The organism is Bacillus sp. EB01, assembly GCF_000613125.1.
Taxonomy (GTDB): Bacteria; Bacillota; Bacilli; order Bacillales; family Cytobacillaceae; genus Bacillus_D.
Window position 1 is genome coordinate 584,567 of record NZ_HG964497.1, and the last position, 21,277, is coordinate 605,843.

Genomic DNA, 21,277 nt, shown 5'->3' on the forward strand with positions numbered 1-21,277 from the left:
GTTATAGGAAATCATTCAATTATATCGATGGTACTAGAAATCCCCGCCTCCACAGCGGGGATTTCTGCCTTTTCACTTATTATTGAGCTTCCGGATGATAGCTGGCAAAATAGCGGGTGATTGCTACCGCAAAGTCAGCACGGGTAACAGTTTTTCCAGGGTCGAATTTGGCCGTGATCGTCGGCTTTAGATCAAATGGTCCCTGGGTAACTGAGAAATAGGCATTCAGGATATTAAAATCAAGTGCAAGCTGGACGTGGCCTCTCAAGTCTGCTGGAATGGAATCGGCATCCTGGATTGGTACTCGTGTATCATTGTACTGGACTGTTACTACCTGGCCCTTCAAATCATTTGCTTCTTTTTCAAGTCCAAGCGCCTGAACAAGGGAGTACGCAAGCTGAGCACGGGTTACCTTTTCATCTGGTGCAAACCTGCCCGCAGCAGCAGGCAGCATAACACCTTTATTGTCCTGATTAATATCCTTCAACGCAGCCCCTTTGCCAAGTACTGCCTCAATGAAAGGCAAATCTGCTGACTTAACGTCAGTAACGCTGTTCACTTCTGTTATCGGGAATTGCTGCCTTACCCCGGCACCCATCACAAGGTAACGCGCCAGCTCCGAACGCTTCAGGGCTGCTCCCGGTTCAAAGTTTTTCGTACTTTTTCCATCAACCAGCCTTTTCGAAACAGCAAGCTTGATGGCAGACTCTGCCGGGTGGCCGGCAATATCATTTAAACCTGTGTAGCTGCCGGCCTGTTTTGAAACCAGTTCAATAGTTAGCGTCTCAGGAAGGCCGAGATAGCCCTGGAGACCTTCAACACCTACTTTCCAGGTTCCTTGTACTGGATTCACCACCTGAACAGTACGGTCAGGATAAAGAGGGAAAAGCACGGATACCCCGGAAGTATGCCTCGTTCCATCTGGAGCAGTCAGGACCAGGTTGATAGGATTTCCAGTCTGGCCGAGCAAGCCATAGGCATTCACACGGGCAACCAGCTCTGTCTGTCCGGGAGAAACGGAAAAGGATGCTTCATTGCCCGTTAGAGAAACCGGGCTGTATTCCAGGTTGACTTGTTGTGTTTTCGTATTCATCACCGCGTTGGAATTGAAGATATTCTTCATATTCAACGTGCTTCCATAACCCCTGCTATTCAAGGCTGCATCGACAGCAGCGTATGCATTAACATAGCCTGCTCCCACTTCCCAGTCCTCATGACCAGGCATGTTGGTCGCAGTTTGTTCAAGAATTTGTTTAACCTCAAGGGGATTTAATTCAGGATTTGCATCGAGTAAAAGCGCTACGATTCCTGCGACATGCGGGGCGGCCATCGATGTGCCGCTCATCGTTGTATAGTAAGGTAGATAGGCCGGTGGAATTAGATTAACATCATCTGTTGCACCAAGTGCCGCTACAGGCGCTAGTACACGTGTTGAAATAATTGTTTGCCCTGGTGCTGTTACAGTTGGACGGTCTTCCCACTTCCATGTTTGGGAGCCAACTGTTACTGTACCGCCTTTGCCCTTCACTCCCCGGGATGAGAAGTCCGCAAGCTGGCCTTGCTTCGTTCCCGCTGCAACCGTAATGACCCAGGGTGCTTTTTTGTAGTTTCCTGAGATAGTAGAATCGCCTGGCCCGGAATTCCCCGCTGAAAAAATAGTTACAATGCCTCTGTCGTATAGTTTCTTTGTTGCGATATTAATAGGATTATATGGATCAAAGTCGGTACCCGCATCACCAGTATCTCCCCACGAATTTGTAATCACGCGGATATTGTATTCAGCCTGGTGGGTAAGTGCATAATCAAATCCTCCTAGCGTATCTAGCATTGCTACAGCGGCTCCCGATCCATATCCAATTAGGTTGGCACCTGGTGCAACCCCCTCATACTCGCCTTTAGACATCGCACCCGTTCCGCCAACAATGCCCGCCACATGTGTGCCATGACCCGATGTTGAATCTGTATTCGGCACATTTTCAACCCATGTAACAGGCAAAAGTTCACTTAGTGCATTCAAATTGGTGGCCCCAAGGACGTTTTGGACAAGATGCCCGCCAAACTCGTGATCTTTATGTGTTCCGTCAACACCACTGTCATTGATGACAACTCCAACTCCCTGGCCATTTACTGGTATTCCACCGTTCTGCTTTGTAAAGGCTGACTCAGTTCTGAGCCTGTCGACTCCAGTTAATTCAGTGGCTTCCTTATTTTCATACTTAAGCTTTTTATTTGAATAAATCGAAAGTACATTTTCGTTCTGTGCAAGCTTCTCGACTTGCTCCTTTGTTGCAAGCACGCCTGCTATTGGCAGCTTGTTAAGGACTATCCCTTTTTCAAGGCCTAATGAATGAAGAACAGAAAGAATTTTGGATTGTGTAGCGGCATCTTCCTTAAATGTGACAATGACCTGCTGAGGCTGCAGACTCTCTGTAAGCTTGGATAAGAGCCCTTTTTCGATTACAGCGGTCCCATTTGCACTCGCTTTATTTGGGGCTGTTTGAAAACTGCTGAAAAAAATACTGAATACCAAGAATAAGGACAAAATTAAAGAAGTTCTTTTCAATCTCCCAACCTCCACGTTCTGAATATTCTAAATTCAATTTATCATTTACCCTATTATCCCATTGTTTAAATGCCATTCCTATTCTCCACAGGCAATATTCTATCCAGGTAAAGGTACTAATTTTTCTAAGACCAAAGTAGTATTAGAAAAGCGCAAGCGCCGCAGCCTTGACTTTTTCGATGGCAGTTTATTTCCTAAATAAAAATAAAGCGCCTCGCTTTAAAAAGCGGGCGCCAGTTTAGTTATTCTGTTAAGGCAGGGGTATCAGTTGATTTTGCACTGCATAAATCACAACCTGTGAACGGCTTTTTACATCAAGCTTTTTAAAGATTTTGCTTACATGAATTTTTACTGTTTTATCACTGATAAAAAGAGCCTGCGCGATTTCTTTGTTATTCATTCCCTGAACAAGGCAAAGCAGGACTTCCTTTTCCCTTTCAGTCAGCAACGCATCCTTGGATTCCCTGGGAGGTTCTGCTTGAGGCTGGTTAAAGCTAAGAAATTTTTTAGTCATGGAAGGAGCTATCACTGACTGTCCGCGTGCTACAGAACGGATTGCCTCGACCACATGCTGAGATGGAGCATCTTTAAGGAGATAGCCATCAGCCCCTTCCCTTATTGCCGACATAAAATATTCATCATGGTCAAACATTGTGAGCACCAGGACTTTAATTTGCGGGAATTCCTTTTTTATAATTCCAGTCACTTCAATCCCGTTCTTGTCCGGAATATTTATATCCATTAATATAACGTCAGGCTGGATTTCCGGCACTTTAACTAGTGCATCCTGACCCGAAACAGCCTCGCCAACGACTTCTATATCCGCCTCAAGATCCAGGATATTCTTCAGTCCATCCCGGAGCACAGCATGGTCATCGACTAACATGAGCTTGATCATCTAAGATTCCCCCTTCTATTCCCATCCGTGGAACGGTCAGTGATATTTCCGTTCCTTCTCCTTCTTTGCTGTCGACTTGCAGGGAGGCCTGAATTTTTTCGGCAGCCTCATTCATATGAAGAATTCCGAAATGAGGTTCATTTCTAGCCTTTATCATAGCCTGGAATAAAGAGAATCCGATTCCGTCATCTTTTATTTTTAAAAAAACATTTTCCCTTTGGTAACTAATCATTACTTCTATTTTGGCTGCCCCTGCATGTTTGAGTGCGTTCTGTACACTCTCCTGAAAAATATCAAATATTACCTTTTCCGTCATGGAGCTTAGCGGAAATTCGATTCCCCTTTTTTCAAGTTCTATTTGGACGGGATGTTCTTTCTTTAACGCCTTTATACGGGATTCTATTGCTGTAAGGAGGCCAACCCTTTCGGTGGGATAAGGACGAAGCGCATAAATGGATTCCCTTACCTCCCTTAAACTTAGGCGCAGCTTTTCTGTACTTTCCTGTATCAGCTTTAAAGAATCCTCTGGAGCCTTTTGAAATTTTCTTTCTGCCGTATCAAGAGTGAGGACTGCTCCTGCAAGCGTTTGGGCGACCCCATCGTGAATATCACGCGCAATCCGGTTCCTTTCCTCAAGGATCAGCCTCTTCTCTTCCTCGGAAAAGAGCCATTTTGTTTTTATTAAAACCGCAAGCTGATTTGCAAGAGTAACCGCGGATTGGACATCTTCTTCCGTAAAACTCTTTGTCCTGCTTCTACCAAAGACAAACAATCCAACAAGCTCCTCATCCAGCAGAAGCGGGGCATACATTTTCGAACGGATTTCTTTTTGAAAGAATGGCGATGCTGGGCCGGCCTCCCGTTGAGAATTGTGGTAAATGACAAATTTCTTAATCGTGTTGAGCGTCTTGGCATGCTCGCCGGACAATTCTATTCCTTCATATGTCAGGCCAGTTGAAAAAACTCTGTTCCAGTTTCCATTTTCCTTTGTCCAAAGGATGCAGGCGTCAACATCAATGAATTCAGGGAGGTTCTCCACAAGGAAATCAAGCCAATTGTTGGAGGCAATTTGTTTATTCAACTCTGAGGAAATGCTGAACAGCGCCTTAAGCTTTGACTTTTCTTTTTTTAGCCGGAAGATGTTTGAACTGAGCAGCGCCAGCCCTACCAGAGGAGCAAAGAAGAAAAAGAATGTAATTGCATCAATTTCACCACGATTCTGATTGCCCAGGACCACAAACAGGACAAGGTATCCATAGGATATCGCCATGCTATTCAATTCCTGTAATGTTTTTTGGCGCCACATTTTCATTGTATAAGGCTGCGGGCGGACAAACAGGATGGTATCAACAAGAAAATTGTTAATAAGATAAAATGGGACAATTGCAGCCGTAATATAGAGGAGTCCTGCAATAACAGCTGGCTTTGTGTCAAAGCCGCCAATTGCAGAGGCCCACTCGGAAAAAGCCAGAGCTACATAAAAACTGATGATTAATTGGGCAGGATTAAAGCAAATAATCCTGAGTGGCCTTTTTTTCACTATATTTACGGCTAATACGATGAATGCGTAAGACCAGATTGCATATTCCAGACCGTGCATCACATATATGGCATAGACGATAGGAAACGATATAGTTGTAAAGCCGCGCCAGACGGGCATAGGATATACTTCAACCACCCCGAGAAACGCTGCGAGCAGCACGAAAATCAACCACTGTTCAGGAACTTCGATCTCTGGTGTTGTGAGGAAAAGGATAAGTCCTCCGGCAATCGATATACCCGTCATCGCCAGGTGTGCCACTCTTTCCTTCTGCTGTACCAGTTTATGTCCAGCCATCCTCTTCCCCTCTCCCCTATTCTAAATTTTCTGTTAATTATAATGTAAGTTAAATTATTATTTTTGTACATTAAAAAGGCTCTTTCCTCAAAGAAAAGAACCGCTTATCCATTCTTATAATCAAATGAAAAACCCAGACCGGCCAAATGGCAATCCACTGTCCGATGCTGGGACAAACCCCGCTCGGTTTGTTTACATTTATTATCGCAAATCTTTCTCGTCCATTACTATTCAGCAAAAGCCATATTTGATCTACTACTTTAGTAGTAAAATGATAATCGTATTCAATTGCCTTAAAATCGATACAAATCCAGGCGACTTTGTCACGCGATTGTCAATCTATGGGAAGTAATAAAGATTATTTTTGTAATAAACTTAAATTGTATTCGTCATCACTTAATTTCTATGAGTAAACAGGTATATTTTTTTAATATATTTTGTGAAATTTTTCACATATAAGTGTTAAATACCTTATTAACCACACATATCTTGGAAGATTACTATAATTAGAAGGTGAAAATAATGATGTATGATTTAGTTCTTTTGCACGCACCAAGTGTTTATGATTTCAGGGAAAACTCACTTTTGGCTGGCCCAATCAGTGATGTTGTCCCATCTTCTCCAGTTTTCGAGATGTACCCGATTGGGATCACTTCGATCGCTGACTATCTTGAACGATACGGACTCAAGGTAAGGATTATTAACATTGCCAACAGAATGCTAATGGATGAAAATTTTGATGTAGAAAAGAAGTTAAAAGGCATCAAGGCGAAGTGTTTCGGAATCGACCTCCATTGGCTTCCGCATGCACACGGCAGCATTGAATTGGCAAAGATAGTAAAGCGGCTGCATCCTGATACACCTATTATGTTCGGAGGCTTGTCTTCTACGTATTACCATAAAGATTTAATTGAATACCCTTGCATTGATTTCGTCCTCCGCGGTGACTCAACTGAAAAACTTGTCCTCATGCTCATGAACAAGCTTGAATTCGGTAATACCCATTATGAGGATATCCCGAATCTAACGTGGAAACGCGGAACTGAGGTTGGATACAATCCACTTTCCTATGTACCAAAGGACCTTGATGAATTTGATGTTCCAGGGTACAGATATGCGATTAAATCGGTTTTCAAATATAAAAACTTTATGGATCCCCTGCCATACAATGGCTGGCTGCAATACCCAAACACAGCTATCCTAACTGCCAGGGGATGCACCCAGAATTGCCTGATTTGCGGCGGCTCCAAAGATGGATATGACCAGAACTGCAACCGGAAATCCCTTGCACTCAGGTCACCTGAAAAATTGGTTGAAGATATTCAGTTTATTCAGCGCTTCAGCCGTGCGCCCATCTTCATCCTTCATGATATCCGTCAGGGCGGCAAAAAATATGTCGAGGAATTTTTCAGCAGACTGAAAAATATCAATTTAAAAAATGAACTAGTTTTCGAACTGTTTCAATACGCAAATGAGGATTTCTTCAAACAAATCAGCGAGGCGGTCCCTAAATATAGCGTCGAGCTTACTCTCGAAACCCATGATGAAGGAATTCGCCGCTATAACGGCAAATTCAAATGTACCAATGCCAAGGTTATCGAAACCCTGCAATTCGCGTTAAAGCATGGCTGTAAAAAAATCGATTTGTTCTTCATGATTGGTATTCCGCACCAAACGTATCAAAGTGCACTTGATAATGTTGATTTTGCTGAAAGAATTCATCTTGAATGCGGCCAGGATCCACGGTTATTCTACTTTGTGGCACCACTCGCTCCATTTCTTGATCCAGCAAGTGCTGCGTTTGAAAATCCGGAGCTCTATGGCTACAAAAAATTGTGCCATACCCTGGAAGACCACCGTAAGGCAATTACCCAGCCATCCTGGAAGCACATGCTAAGCTACGAAACAGTCGATATGACCAGGGATGACATTGTCGATGCAACCTATGATTCAGCCAAGCTTCTTAACGACTTCAAATTGAAGTACAAATTGATTGACAGGGCTGGCTATGAAGATATCAAGTATAAAATCGAAAAATCCCAGGAATATATCGAACGCATTGACCATTTGCTGACTCTTCCTGAAGAGGAATACCAGGTGGAATTGGCCACGATCAAGAAGGAAATTGAAGAATTGAATAAACACAGCATCTGTGGAAGCAACGAGCTGAAGTGGGAAGTTCAAAAGAACTATGCTAATTTCTTCTCCTTAGCTATGGTTGGTCTTGAACAGCTTTACAAGGATTATTCAAATAGTGTCCGTTCCCGCCTGCAGCCTAAAGTGCGCCACGAAGTCAATCTAGATGCTTAACATTTAAGGAGTCCACTATGGGCTCCTTTTCTTTTTGGAGCCTGGTTTCAAGTATTCTCTGGTGAATATAAAATATTACTATATTAATCCTCTTCACTGTCCTTGCCCACCCCCTATACACGTCAAAAGTCCTACTAATTTTCCCCAACAGGATTATTATTTCAAAATAAAGGGTATGAATCTTTATCGCACATGAAAGGAGCCTAACATTCTGAATGAATAAAAGGAACGTATTTTTTTTATGTTTATTATTTGCCGCACTTTTAACCGGCTGTGCCGAAAAGGAAAAGTTGGCAGATGGATCTGAGCTGATAAATAAGGATAAATTTGTATTTGCAGCTTCAGGTGAATTCAAGCCATTCAGTTACATTGATGAAGAGGATTTGTCGATGGTCGGTTTTGATATCGCAGTTGGTGAAGCAATTGCCAAGGAGTTGGGCCTTGAACCTGTCCAAAAAAGGATGAAATTCAAAGGCATTGTTGAAGGTGTAAAGACAGGGAGGGCTGATGTAGCAGTTGCGTCACACACTATTAACCCTCAAAGGAGCAAGCATGTTTCCTTTTCTACCCCCTACTACTATTCAGGACCCCAAATTTTCGTGCGTCCCGACAGCGGGATACAAACCGCTGAAGACCTGAAAGGGAAGGAAGTAGCCGTTGCAAAGGGATCAACCTATGCAGAAACTGCAAGTAAATACACGTCGAATCTAAAAATGTATGACAGTGACATCACTGCACTGAAGGCTTTGAGCATCGGCAGGCATGACGCCGTAATTACAGATTTTGTAACTGGAAAAAGCGCGGCTAAGGAAGGGTTCGAAATCGAAGGCCGCCAGCTGATTGAGCGTAGTGAACAGGCGATTGTGTTGCCAAAGGATAACCCGCAGCTGCTGAAACGTGTGAATGAAGCACTCGAATCGCTTCGTAAGGATGGAACCTTAAAGAAAATCTCCGAGGAATACTTTGGAGAAGATATTACGAAAAAACCAGAATGATCATTAATTTTAACTTTGCTTGGAAAGGAAGATCACACTTTGCCTAGTTTCTCACATTTTTTCTCAACTTTTGCAGATAGCAGCGGCCTATTTTGGGATGCTATGCTTTTAACGCTTAAACTTACTGCTGTATCTGTGTTATTCGGTATTTTGATTGGCTTATTTTTCGCACTCTTAAAAATATCAAATATAAAAATTCTTGGTTTTATCTCTGATGCATATGTTTATCTTGTCCGTGGAACGCCCTTGATTGTTCAAATTTTCATTCTTTACTTTGGTATTAGCGGGATTTTTTTGATTCCGGACTTCTGGGCAGCGGCTCTTGCACTTGCCTTTCATAATGGGGCATATATTGCTGAGATATTCCGTGGGACCATTCAGGCGGTTGATAAGGGCCAAATGGAAGCCGGCCGCTCACTCGGAATGAGCAAGGGGCTTGCTATGAGAAGAATTATTTTGCCCCAGGCTTTCCGGCGTGCCCTTCCCCCGTTGGGCAACCAATTTATTATAGGACTTAAAGATTCCTCACTGGCAGCCTTTATCTCAATGAACGAGCTATTCAACGTGGCAACTACATTAGGTTCCAACAATTTCGATGAAATGACCTATTTGCTGATTGTAGCCGTTTATTACTTGATACTTGTGGCTCTGCTCACATTTATCGTCAACCGTTTTGAAAAAAGACTGGCAGTCAGTGATCGATAGGAGGAACAAGGTATGGAAGCTCGTGAAATGATTAGAATAGAAAACCTGAACAAATCTTTCGGTGATTTACATGTTCTAAAAGATATTAACCTAACAGTATATGAAAGTGATGTTGTCTGCTTAATTGGTGCGAGTGGATCGGGAAAGAGTACTCTGCTGAGGTGTCTCAATTTCCTTGAAAAGAAGGACAGCGGCAAGCTCATTTTAAATGGAGAAGAAATTCTGCAGGGAACCCATGATATTAATGAAGTACGCCAACAAATCGGCATGGTTTTTCAGCACTTTAATCTTTTTCCACATATGACAGTCCTTGAGAATATTATTGAAGCACCCGTTCATGTCAAAAAAACTCCAAAAGAAACAGCTATTCAAGAAGCACTTGAACTTTTGAAGAAGGTGGGGCTTGACGATAAGGCGGATGTTTATCCAAGCAAGCTGTCAGGCGGACAAAAGCAACGCGTCGCTATTGCCAGAGCCCTTGCAATGCGGCCGGACATCATGCTGTTCGATGAGCCGACCTCCGCTCTTGACCCTGAGCTTGTGGGTGAAGTTCTTCAGACTATGAAGGAACTTGCCGTGGACGGAATGACAATGGTTGTTGTCACTCATGAAATGGGGTTTGCACGCGAGGTAGCCGACTGGATTGTGTATATGAATGAAGGTAGTATTGTGGAAAAAGGCCATCCTGATGAAATTTTCTCAAATCCAAAAGAAGAGCGCACACGGGAGTTCCTTAGTTCAACTGAATTAAAGTAGTTGGCTGCACCACCCGAATTTTCTTGTTTAAGATGTTACGCGAATAATATAAATTGGGTACCGGATTGTTTACCGGTACCCCATTTTTGTGTTATAGGAATACAGATCTGTATACTGAGAATGGAATCTAGCTCCAGCGCCTAGCGCCTAGTGTCCTTCGCTCTCCGTCCTACGATAAGTCAACATCGAATGCGCCTCAGGCTCTTCGTGTTTCCTTTATCTCAGTTGGAGAGACTCCAGGCCATACGTCGCTGACCACTAAGGAAAGCATCCTGAGAATAAACATCGCAGGGACACAAAGGAAAGCTTCTCAGAATAATATTCGCAGGGACAGGCGCTCTTTGCCTGTCGCGAGGCGGTTCTTTGCCTGTCACGAAGGCGCTTCCGCTTTTTGTGCTATTCCATGAGTTCCTTATTTTTCGTTTCCTTGCCAAGGAACAACACTGACGCGGCACCAATCAATATTGATATACAGAAGACTGTGAAAATAACCTGCATTGATGCTCCCTGACTGGACAAGTATGGAACGAGGAGAGGTCCAAGCACACCGCCAATTCGACCCACCGATGCCGCCATACCTGCACCCGTTCCCCGTACAGCAGTAGGGTATTGCTCTGGCGAATACGCATATAACGCACCCCATGCCCCAAGGTTAAAGAAGGACAGGAAGGCTCCAGCCACCAAAAGCATGGTTAGTGACTCGCTTGTCCCAAAGAAATAAGCACTGACCGCTGTTCCAGCGAGATATACGACTAACACAAACTTTCTGCCTATTTTTTCAATAAAGTAAGAAGCTGTATAATACCCAGGAAGCTGAGCAAGTGTCATAATCAAAACGTATTGAAAACTCTGGACCATACTATAGCCTTTTCCGATTACAACGCTTGGAAGCCAAAGGAACATCCCATAATAGGAGAACACAACACAGAACCAAAGAATCCAGAGCATAGCAGTCTGTCGCTTATACTCCTTTGACCATAGTGTTCTTATACTTTCTAGTATTGTTGGTTTCTTCTGTTTCTCCCCAGAGATAAACCGAGGTGAATCTGGCAAATGAACCCTAAGATATATAGCATATAAAGCTGGTATAGCGCTAATTAGAAGAGCAATCTGCCAGCCGAATTCCGGAATGACAAAATAGGAGATTACTGCGGCAATCAGCCAGCCCCATGCCCAAAAGCTTTCCAGCAAGACGACAATCTTGCCTCTCCTGTCAGCAGGAACGGACTCAGATACCAATGTTGATGCAACAGGAAGCTCCCCTCCGAGACCCATTCCAATTAGAAAACGCAATACAAGAAATATACCCAATGATGTTGTTAACGCTGATAGTCCACTGCCAATTGAGAAAAGCAGTAACGTAATGATTAATACTTTTTTACGTCCAATTCGGTCTGCAAACAATCCAAAAATAAGGGCACCCACAGCCATCCCTATTGAATTGATGCTGCCAATCCAGCCCATTTGCTGGGCCGTTAAGTCCCAATCGATTTTTAATGCGGCTATAATAAATGAAAGCATTCCTACATCCATCGCATCAAACATCCAGGCAAGACCAGCAATACCTAGCAGCTTCCTTTCTGTTACTGTTTTTTGTTTTACCATACTGACCCCCATCTTCTGTCTTTTTTATTTGTAGTATGTCCTAAAGCAAACAGCTCTTATTTGTTAGGCCTTACCATTATAACGGCTGTCAAGACAAGGGTAATAGTATTTACGCTTCAATTTTATTAAAAAAATAGAGGCTTCCCTTGTAAAGTTTAGGGACAGCCTCTACTGCTTTTGTTAATGGCCGCCAAGATAGGCCATTTTTATTTGCTCACTTTCGTTCAATTCGGCAGCTGTACCAGACAGAACAACTCGGCCTGTTTCAATCACATAAGCTCGATGAGCAATTGATAGAGCCATGTGCGCATTCTGTTCCACAAGCATAATGGTTGTACCAGTTTCGTTAATTTCACTAATAATCCGAAATATCGTTTTTACCAGAAGAGGTGCAAGCCCCATGGATGGTTCATCCAAAAGGAGCAACCGGGGCCTGGCCATTAAAGCCCTGCCCATCGCAAGCATTTGCTGTTCGCCTCCCGATAGTGTCCCGGCATGCTGCTTACGGCGTTCCTCAAGCCTTGGGAAAAGCTCGAATATCTTTCCAAAGTCATCCTTGATACCAGCTTTATCCTTTCTAAGATAAGCCCCCAATTCGAGGTTTTCTTCAACTGTCATATTAGAAAAAACTCTCCGCCCTTCCGGAACATGAGAAATGCCCATTTTTACAATTGATTGGGCAGCCTTCCCTGAGATAGACTGGTTTTGAAATTCAATTTTGCCCTGCTTTGGCTTGAGCAGTCCAGAAACCGTTTTAAGGAGAGTGCTTTTGCCAGCTCCATTCGCTCCAATCAGCGTAACAATTTCCCCTTCGTTGACCTCAAGAGAAACGCCTTTTAATGCCTGGATATTTCCGTAATATACATTGATTCCATCGACTCTCAGCATCAGGATACCTCCTCGCCCAAATAAGCCTCAATAACCTTTGGATTATTCCTGATTTCCTCTGGTGTTCCTTGTGCAATTAGCTGGCCGTGGTCAAGGACGTATATCCGTTCACAGACTCCCATAACTAACCCCATGTCGTGCTCAATAAGCAATACTGTCAGGTGAAAACGGTCTCTGATAAACGATATCAGTTTCATAAGTTCTTTCGTTTCATGTGGATTCATGCCCGCTGCCGGTTCATCCAATAAGAGTATTTTGGGATTTGCAGCAAGCGCCCGGGCAATTTCCAGCCTCCGCTGCTGACCGTAAGGAAGGTTCTTCGCCTTTTCATCCCTGTATTTTTCCAGTCCAAAGATTTTAAGGAACTCGACTGCCTTCTCATCCATTTCCCTTTCTCCTTCAAAATGCTTAGGAAGGCGGAAAACTGAGCTGGGAATGCCATGTTTTGCAAGCGAGTGATAAGCAACCTTTACATTGTCTATGACAGATAACTCTCCAAACAGCCGAATATTCTGGAAGGTCCTGCTGACCCCTTTTTTTGTTATTTTATAAGGTGCAAGCTTGTTTAGCCTGTCACCATCAAGGACAATTTCACCTTCAGTCGGGACATATACCCCCGTAAGCAAGTTGAAAAAAGTTGTCTTGCCTGCTCCGTTGGGGCCGATCAGGCCAACCAGCTCACCCTGAAATAATTCCAGATTTACATCCCATACTGCCTTCAGCCCGCCAAATCGAATTCCAGCCTTTTCGACCTTAAGCAACGGTTTGTCCTGTGCCATCACTATGCCCCCCTTCCTGCTTTTTCGACTTTTTAAAGAATGATGTTATTTCTCGTGTTCCCATAAGGCCTTGCGGACGATAAATCATTGTAAGAATGAGTACAAGGCTATAAATAATCATTCTTGTATCGGCATATGATTGCAGCGTTGTTGAAATGAGGGTCAGAAGAATTGCGGCAATAATTGCCCCCGACATGCTTCCTAATCCTCCAAGCACAACAAAGATTAAAATATCAAATGATTTCAGGAAACCGAAATTTGATGGCTGGATGATGTAGAAGTTATGGGCAAATAATGCGCCACCCACCCCGGCAAAAAATGCACCGATGACAAATGCAACCACCTTATAATACGTTGTGTTTATCCCCATTGCATCAGCGGCCGTTTCGTCCTCCCGGATAGAAATACATGCCCGACCATGAGTTGAATTAGTGAAATTGACGATAACAAGGATCGTAATGAATACACAGGCGAACGTCCAGCCCCACGTGCTCATTTGGGAAACTTGCATACCGCTTGCGCCCCCGACGAAATCAAAGTTCAAGAGGCCAATCCGGACAATTTCCCCGAACCCCAGAGTTGCAATAGCTAGATAATCTCCTTTAAGCCTCAAACTAGGGATTCCAATGATTAGGCCAAAAACAGCAGCGACCAGGCCGCCTACGAGAAGCGCAACAATGAACGGGAGCTCGAACTTCATTGTCGTGATTGCGGAAGCATAAGCCCCGACAGCAAGGAATCCCGCATGGCCAATTGAAAATTGGCCGGTAATTCCAATAATTAGATGCAGGCTAGCTGCGAGCATAATATTTATTCCTATTGTAATTAGCGTATTTATATGGAAAATATTCAGGGTTCCGCTGGTTATGAGGACCTGGATGACTGAAAATACAACCAAGGCAAGAGCGATCCAAAACCAGAAACCCTTAGAGCGTTTTAAGGTTTTCATTCTGTTCCCCCCTATACTTTCTCTCTCACGTTTTTACCAAACAGTCCAGCCGGGAGAAAAATCAGGATAAGAATCAGGACGATAAAGGCAACGCCATCACGCCAGAGGGAATAGCCAAGAGCACTGACAAGCGCTTCGATCACTCCGAGCAGAAGCCCGCCGACCATGGCACCCGGGATAATGCCGATCCCCCCCAAAACCGCTGCAACGAATGCCTTGAGGCCTGGAATGATTCCCATTAAAGGTTCAATTTTTGTATAGTACGTACCAAAAATAACTCCCGCAGCTCCTGCGAGTGCGGAACCAATTGCAAATGTAGCCGAAATCGTATTGTTAACGTTAATGCCCATCAGCCTTGCTGCATCGGCATCGTGTGAAACAGCGCGCATGGCTTTGCCAATCTTTGTTTTATGGACGATAAATTGGAGAATGATCATAAGAGCGACGGAAACACCTAATATAAATAGGGACTGGCTGCCGACCGAGAGCCCGAATAAATTAATCGTTTCTTTAGGAAGAACATCAGAGGGATAGGCCTCAGGCTGTGCGCCGCGGAAATAGATAACGCCATATTCAATTAATAGAGAAACACCGATAGCGGTAATAAGAGCTGCAATTCTCGTGGCATTCCGGAGAGGCTTGTACGCAATCCTTTCAATCAACACACCGAAAATGGCGCATACCGTCATTGTCAGGATAAGTGCCGGGAAAAAGCTCAGCTCAAGGATGGTTATCGAATAAAATCCGACAAAGGCGCCTACCATGAATACATCCCCGTGTGCAAAATTGATCAGTTTAACAATTCCGTATACCATTGTATAGCCCAGCGCAATCAGAGCATAAATGCTCCCAAGTGAAATTCCGTTTATCAGCTGCTGTACAAATTCCATTATTAAACTCCCCTTGAAAGGTACTTTAGTCGAATAGAAGCACATCCTCCTAAATGACGATGCGCCTGTTCCGCTATAGTTTAACTTTTAAGCCGAAATAGGGGGACATCGCCCCCTATTTGTCCTCATATGCTTATTGTTTTACTAGTTAATTATCGAAGCAAAGACGCTTTCGCTTTTCGTTATGTCCAGCTTCAGCGCCTAGCCAGTTTTCATCCTGATTAGACATCCTTGAGTATCTTGTACCAATCATGGCTTGAAAAGCGATGATTGGTACAGCTCGAGGTCGCTTCGGTCCCTCAGTTGAAGTCAAAGAACGACTTCACCTTCTGTCCCCCCACAAGACTAGGCTTCGGAAGCATAGACATCGCACGAAGAAAATGCGTTTTTTACATTTTCGAGGAGCGCTTGTCGGGGCTGACCACTAAGGAAAGCTTCTCAGAATAATCATCGCAGGGACACAAAGGAAAGCATCTGTGAATTAACATCGCAGAGACAGGCGGCTCTTTGCCTGGCTCGAGGCGTTCTTTGCCTGTCGCGAAGGCGCTTACGCTTTTCGTTAAGGATTTACCTTCGTTTCAAATTTCTGTTCGCCGCCCTCATATTTCAGGATTGCCGCAGATTTGATTGGATCATGTTTATCATCAAGTGTCAGCAGGCCGGACACAAGTTGAAGGTCCTTTGTTTCTTCTAGAGCCTTTTGGATTTTCGCAGGGTCCGCACTTCCGGCACGTTTGATTGCGTCAGCCAAGTAGTAGGCTGTATCATAACCAAGTGCAGCGAACGCATCCGGTGATTTGCCTTTGTACTTTGCCTTGAAGGCCTCAACAAACTTTTGAATCCTTTCATCCGGGTCAGCAGCGGAATAGTGGTTAGTGATAAAGGTATTATTCAACGCATCACCGCCTGCAATTTCAACAAGCTTAGGAGAATCCCATCCATCTCCTCCCATAATTGGCACGGTAATACCCAATTCACGTGCCTGCTTGATGATAAGGCCAACTTCCTCATAGTAGCCTGGCAGGAAGATGAAATCAGGGTTCTTTGACTTAATACGAGTGAGAGTGGCACGGAAATCAGTATCCTTGGCAACATACGCTTCCTCAGCCACCACTTCTCCTGAATAGGCTTCCTTGAACGCTGCGGCAAGGCCTTTTGAATAGTCGCTTGCAGTATCTACAAATACTGCAGCCTTCTTGGAGCTTAGCTTATCCGCAGCAAAGTTTGCCGCTACTGTCCCCTGGAAAGGATCAATAAAACATGTCCGGAAGGCATAGGAATTTACTTTTCCTCCCTTGTTCGTGATATCTGGATTTGTACCTGTAGGAGTGATGACCGGCACTTTATTTTTCTCTGCTACTTGAATCTGGGCCAATGTGTTCGTACTTGTGGCTGCGCCTATGATTGCCGCTACCTTATCCTGGCTGACGAGCTTTACGGCACCTGCAGTAGCTTCTGAAGCCTCTGATTTGTTGTCGAATTTGATCAGCTTAATTTTCTTTCCATCGATGCCTTCTTTGTTAATATCTTCAAGTGCAAGCTCTAGCCCTTCCGCAATGGATTGGCCGTAGGAAGCTACTCCCCCGGATAATTCGAGGTTCGCTCCAATTTTAATCGTCTTGCTGTCTCCACCCGATCCGCTTGTTCCCTGACCGCCGCAGCCTGCCATCACGCCGGCAAGCAAGGAAAATGATAGAAAAATGCCTGCTAACTTTCTTTTCTTCATCCAATTATCCCCCTTATATTCTTTTTTCGGATGATGATAATTCGTGCTGCGAAATGAATTCTTTTAATTCATAATAAAACCAATATTCTGAAAACATTGTACATGATAGTCCTAAATCCGTCTAGTATAATAATAGTTTTTTGCCATAGCTTTTTATCTTCAAGCTTCCCCAAACTTCGACAAACACGAGAAAATGTTTTTCTTAGCAAATCCTTTCTTTTGAGTGGTTTGTATTATAATGACACTATCAACGAATATTTTTCAATTTATATTTAGGAGATGTGACTATAGTGGAAAAAAAATTGATAGACCGATTTATTTCTTATGTTAAAATCGACACTCAATCCAGTGAAGAAAGCGAGTCCTGCCCCTCAACTGATGGCCAGCTTGAGTTGGCTAACATGCTAGTAAACGAACTTAAAAGCATCGGCATGGCGGATGTGACAATAGATGCAAACGGCTATGTTATGGCCACTCTTCCAGCTAATACTGAAAAGGATGTCCCTGTAATTGGCTTCCTGGCTCATGTGGATACGGCTACGGATTTTACTGGCAAAGGGGTAAATCCCCAGTTGGTTGAAAACTATGATGGAAAGGATATCACTCTCAATGAAGCTTTAGGAGTTGTGATGAAAACATCTGAATTTCCTCAGCTAGCTAATTACACAGGCCATAAGCTGATTACAACCGATGGTACTACTTTACTGGGTGCGGATAATAAGGCAGGTGTTGCCGAAATAATGACAGCAATGGATTATCTAATACATAACCCGGATATCAAGCATGGTAAAATCAGCGTTGCTTTTACCCCCGATGAAGAAATTGGCCGCGGGCCGCATCGGTTTGATGTTCAAGCCTTTGGCGCTCAATATGCATACACAGTGGATGGCGGCCCTCTTGGGGAGCTGGAGTTCGAAAGCTTCAATGCCGCAGCTGCTAAGCTAACCTTTAAAGGGTCCAATATCCATCCTGGAACTGCAAAGGGCAAAATGGTCAATTCGATGAAACTGGCGATGGATTTCCATCATCACCTGCCAGCTAGTGAGGCCCCAGAGCTGACAGAGGGCTATGAAGGATTCTATCATTTGCTTTCCTTTAATGGTGATGTTGAAGAAACCAGGCTCAATTATATTATCCGAGACTTTGATAAGGAAAATTTTGAGGCCCGGAAAGAAAAAATGAGGGAAATTGCAGCAGAGCTTAAAAAAGCGTATGGAGAAAATGCTGTTATATTGGAGCTTAATGATCAGTACTATAACATGAAAGAAAAAATTGAACCTGTAAAGGAAATTGTCGACATTGCACACGAGGTAATGACAGGTTTGGACATCTCCCCAATTGTTAAACCGATACGGGGCGGAACTGATGGCTCACAACTGTCCTATATGGGGCTTCCAACTCCGAATATTTTTACCGGAGGCGAGAACTTCCACGGAAAATATGAATTCATCTCAGTAGATAACATGCTCAAAGCTGTCCAGGTCATAATCGGAATTGCTGAATCATTTGAGAAACGTGCATAACAACAAAGTGCAAGCGACAATTTTAACGATTAAAAAAGCGGCTGTCCATTTAGGACAGCCGCTTCAACTTTCTAACCCACTCTTTTTTATGCCTCAGTACTCTTAGCCATTTTTATTACATCTGTAAGATTGGTTTTACCGCTATATCTCATAACACCTTTTGAATAAATACGGTTTGCAATATAGCTCAAAATGCCAATTGATATTACCAGGACAACAATTGACAGGATGACCTCAAGCGAACCAGCTTCACCAAGGACAATCCTTGAGAATGTAACCATTGGCGAGAAAAATGGAATATAAGAACTTGCCAGAACGATTCCTGCATTCGGATCCATCATGGTTTTAAACCCTAAGAAGAAACCACCCATTAGCAGTATGGATATTGGGAATATGATTGTACCGATATCCTCCATCCTGCTGATCGTCGAGGTTATGGAAGCAAATAACAAAGCATAGACCGTATATCCCAGCATGAAATAAAGTCCAAGGAATAAGAAGATTTTAGGATTCAAGACGGATAGGTCCAATGCCATTCCCATGATGTTCATTTCCCCAGTTGTCCATCCCAGAAGCTTGGCAATGACATAACCAAGAGCGACCATCCCAATTTGCAATAGTCCTGAAAGCATTGCGGCAATGATTTTTGCATACATCATCGTAATGGGTTTCACTTTTGTAATCATGATTTCCATTACTCTGGTTGTCTTTTCTCCGGCAATCCCCAGCGAAACCGTATTTCCGAACATGATGATAAACATATACATCAAGAACAGGAAGAAGTATACTAGTCCAAGGGATTCTGTTTCCTTTAAGGTAACCTCATTCACTTTTACCGGGGTTAGAAGGGCTCCCGCAACAGCAGGATCGATGCCATTGGCTGTAACCACATTGTTTATATATTGCGGCTGAACGACAGCATTAATCAGTGCCAGTACCTGATAATCTGCCATGCGCCTGAAATGGTAGTCCACCTCGGGGGCTTCGCCACTTCCTTTCAAGACAATCAGCGCGTCAATATTTCCTGCCTCAACCTCTTTTTTAATCCCCGAAACTTTATCTTCACCAATCTTTTTAATTTCTGCAAAATCAGCGGCGTCCCCCGCTTCGCTAGTATTGAATTCATAGGCTTGAGATTGGTCACTTACATAGACGGTCATCTTTTCTTCTTTATCAAAATAATGCATAAACCCGAAATAGCCCAGAACTACCGAAAATAGAACAGCGGCTGTTATTATGTAGCTTTTAGCTGATAAACCTTCCTTTAGATGAAACTTTAATACCGTCAGAAATTTTCTCACTTAACCCACCCTCTCGACAAAGATTTGATGCAGTGTAGGCTCTAGCAGCGAAAAGTTTTGCAAGGTAATCCCAGTGGATGCGGCTGCATTCAATATATCCATACCTTCCTTTTCGTTATGCACCTTTGCTATGTACACATTGCCACTCTTCTCAAATGGCAAATTGAATTTGCCGAAGACAGGTTCAAGCTTCTGTGCTGAAGTGATTTTGAGATTTTTATAGCCGTAATCATCCTTGACCTTCTGTAATTTTCCAGATACTTCAATATTTCCTTGCTTCATCAGGCACACATTCTCACAAAACATCTCAATGGATTCCATTCGATGGCTTGAAAGGATGATTGTTTTTTTCAGAGCGACAAGCTCCTCTATAACATTCCCAAGCATTGTGGCATTGACCGGGTCAAGACCGCTGAAAGGCTCATCAAGGATAATGATATCCGGGTCATGGAGGAGGGTAGCAATAATTTGTATTTTCTGCTGGTTTCCCTTTGAAAGATCACTTGCAAGCTTATTTTTATAGTCAGTGATTTCAAACTTCTCTAGCCAGTAATCTATTCTTTCAATCGCTTTCTTCTTGCTGAGCCCTTCAAGTTCTCCAAAGTATCTTAATTGTTCTGATACTTTTGTTTTAGGGTATAGGCCCCGTTCTTCGGGAAGGTAGCCAATCGACAACTCATCTCTGAGAAAAGGATGGCCATTCCAAAGGATTTCTCCGCTATCACGGCCAACAAGGCCGAGCATCATCTTAATGGTTGTCGTCTTACCCGCTCCGTTCCTTCCTAGCAGGCCGAGTACCTGGCCTTCCTGCAATTCGAGGCTTATATTATTTACAGCTACATTTTCTCCATACCGCTTAGTAAGATTGCGAATTTCCAATCCCATGTAGATCCCCCTTTTCCAACTCTATTATTCTGATTAACTAAATTCCAGATCCCTGGCTGTTGAAGACCTGAGCCTTATTGGCCAAATAAAAGTTGCCCACCCCTACGTATACGGCTGTTAAGAGCAATAAGTTCCCATTAATTGAAAAAATATTCCAACCAACTGCCTCCAATGCAAAAAACCTGTAGAATAGACTGTTTTTATCTAGTGTCTATTCTACAGGATACGGTTAATCCATAATTCTATTGATAATCGTGCTATTATTCTTCAAAAAATAGCATCCCATCCACTTCCAAAGGGGAATAGATTGAAGCTTGAAGATCGACCCGCCCAAATGAAAATTTAACTCCTTCCTTTTCAAGAAGCCTGCGCTGGGTCATGTTGGTATCTTCATCCTTAATTACCAACTCTCCTTTGCTATTAACAACCCTGTGCCAGGGAAGCTGATACTTTTCACTCATGGAGTGAAGAATTCTGACAACCTGCCTCGCTGCCCGGGGACTGCCTGCCACTCTGGCAATTTGCCCATAAGTCATAACATTTCCACGTGGTATGTCCTTTATGATTTTAATAACTCGTTCAGAAAACTGCTCCATTCAACATCTTTCCTTTAATCATGAAACTGAAGCCTTGTAAAAATCATCTTCAGATTCAAGCTTTTTGAAAT

The 21,277-nt window shown here is 43.4% G+C and carries 18 protein-coding genes; 5 read left to right on the plus strand and 13 right to left on the minus strand.

What is annotated here, in order from left to right; all coding sequences use genetic code 11:
• Nucleotides 1–79 precede the first annotated feature (79 nt).
• From TY16_RS02605 to TY16_RS02615, 3 genes are all read right to left on the minus strand, one after another.
• Entirely contained in the window at nt 80–2,563 is a 2,484-nt protein-coding gene (locus TY16_RS02605) for a S8 family serine peptidase (RefSeq protein WP_052342570.1), read from the minus strand.
• A 250-nt stretch (nt 2,564–2,813) separates the two neighbouring features.
• The gene (locus TY16_RS02610) at nt 2,814–3,461 is read right to left on the minus strand and encodes a response regulator (RefSeq protein WP_043930163.1); all 648 of its coding nucleotides are present in this window, start codon (nt 3,459–3,461) and stop codon (nt 2,814–2,816) included.
• The gene (locus TY16_RS02615) at nt 3,436–5,298 is read right to left on the minus strand and encodes a GAF domain-containing sensor histidine kinase (RefSeq protein WP_043930164.1); all 1,863 of its coding nucleotides are present in this window, start codon (nt 5,296–5,298) and stop codon (nt 3,436–3,438) included. Before TY16_RS02615 ends, TY16_RS02610 begins: the two co-directional genes overlap by 26 nt.
• 522 nt (nt 5,299–5,820) lie before the next feature.
• Here TY16_RS02615 and TY16_RS02620 point away from each other — a divergent pair.
• The 4 genes from TY16_RS02620 (at nt 5,821) to TY16_RS02635 (ending at nt 10,064) form a co-directional block, all read left to right on the plus strand.
• On the plus strand, nt 5,821–7,608 hold the full coding sequence (locus TY16_RS02620; protein WP_043930165.1) for a TIGR04190 family B12-binding domain/radical SAM domain protein: 1,788 nt from the start codon (nt 5,821–5,823) through the stop codon (nt 7,606–7,608).
• Between the two features lie 215 nt (nt 7,609–7,823).
• On the plus strand, nt 7,824–8,603 hold the full coding sequence (locus tag TY16_RS02625) for a transporter substrate-binding domain-containing protein (protein WP_043930167.1): 780 nt from the start codon (nt 7,824–7,826) through the stop codon (nt 8,601–8,603).
• Between the two features lie 39 nt (nt 8,604–8,642).
• Entirely contained in the window at nt 8,643–9,308 is a 666-nt protein-coding gene (locus TY16_RS02630) for an amino acid ABC transporter permease (protein WP_043930168.1), read from the plus strand.
• Nucleotides 9,309–9,320: 12 nt separating this feature from the next.
• A complete protein-coding gene (locus TY16_RS02635; protein ID WP_043930169.1) occupies nt 9,321–10,064 on the plus strand; it encodes an amino acid ABC transporter ATP-binding protein in 744 nt (247 codons plus the stop codon).
• A gap of 396 nt (nt 10,065–10,460) precedes the next feature.
• On the opposite strand, the gene TY16_RS02640 is transcribed toward TY16_RS02635, so the two are convergent.
• The 7 genes from TY16_RS02640 to TY16_RS02665 form a co-directional block, all read right to left on the minus strand.
• On the minus strand, nt 10,461–11,669 hold the full coding sequence (locus tag TY16_RS02640) for an MFS transporter (protein WP_043930171.1): 1,209 nt from the start codon (nt 11,667–11,669) through the stop codon (nt 10,461–10,463).
• 180 nt (nt 11,670–11,849) lie between these two features.
• Entirely contained in the window at nt 11,850–12,557 is a 708-nt protein-coding gene (locus tag TY16_RS02645) for an ABC transporter ATP-binding protein (protein ID WP_043930173.1), read from the minus strand.
• Nucleotides 12,557–13,336: an ABC transporter ATP-binding protein gene (locus TY16_RS02650; protein WP_043930174.1), complete on the minus strand. Its 780-nt coding sequence runs from the start codon at nt 13,334–13,336 to the stop codon at nt 12,557–12,559. Before TY16_RS02650 ends, TY16_RS02645 begins: the two co-directional genes overlap by 1 nt.
• Nucleotides 13,311–14,285 (minus strand): branched-chain amino acid ABC transporter permease, encoded by a 975-nt coding sequence (locus TY16_RS02655; protein WP_043930175.1) that lies wholly within the window; start codon nt 14,283–14,285, stop codon nt 13,311–13,313. Before TY16_RS02655 ends, TY16_RS02650 begins: the two co-directional genes overlap by 26 nt.
• A gap of 11 nt (nt 14,286–14,296) precedes the next feature.
• Nucleotides 14,297–15,175 (minus strand): branched-chain amino acid ABC transporter permease, encoded by an 879-nt coding sequence (locus TY16_RS02660; protein WP_043930177.1) that lies wholly within the window; start codon nt 15,173–15,175, stop codon nt 14,297–14,299.
• A gap of 148 nt (nt 15,176–15,323) precedes the next feature.
• Nucleotides 15,324–15,488 (minus strand): hypothetical protein, encoded by a 165-nt coding sequence (locus TY16_RS26030; RefSeq protein WP_155922119.1) that lies wholly within the window; start codon nt 15,486–15,488, stop codon nt 15,324–15,326.
• Between the two features lie 246 nt (nt 15,489–15,734).
• Entirely contained in the window at nt 15,735–16,901 is a 1,167-nt protein-coding gene (locus TY16_RS02665) for an ABC transporter substrate-binding protein (protein ID WP_043930179.1), read from the minus strand.
• Between the two features lie 290 nt (nt 16,902–17,191).
• On the opposite strand from TY16_RS02665, the gene pepT reads away from it, so the two are divergent.
• Nucleotides 17,192–18,424 carry a peptidase T gene (pepT, locus tag TY16_RS02670; protein WP_043930180.1) on the plus strand — a complete coding sequence of 411 codons (1,233 nt, stop codon included), beginning with the start codon at nt 17,192–17,194 and terminating at the stop codon, nt 18,422–18,424.
• 86 nt (nt 18,425–18,510) lie between these two features.
• On the opposite strand, the gene TY16_RS02675 is transcribed toward pepT, so the two are convergent.
• The 3 genes from TY16_RS02675 to TY16_RS02685 all read right to left on the minus strand — a co-directional run bounded on the left by TY16_RS02675 (nt 18,511) and on the right by TY16_RS02685 (nt 21,206).
• On the minus strand, nt 18,511–19,725 hold the full coding sequence (locus TY16_RS02675) for an ABC transporter permease (RefSeq protein WP_043930181.1): 1,215 nt from the start codon (nt 19,723–19,725) through the stop codon (nt 18,511–18,513).
• Complete coding sequence (locus TY16_RS02680) at nt 19,726–20,610, minus strand: ABC transporter ATP-binding protein (protein ID WP_043930183.1); 885 nt, start codon at nt 20,608–20,610, stop codon at nt 19,726–19,728.
• A 260-nt stretch (nt 20,611–20,870) separates the two neighbouring features.
• Nucleotides 20,871–21,206, minus strand: a complete 336-nt coding sequence (locus TY16_RS02685; RefSeq protein ID WP_043930185.1) for an MGMT family protein — start codon at nt 21,204–21,206, stop codon at nt 20,871–20,873.
• Nucleotides 21,207–21,277: the final 71 nt, after the last annotated feature.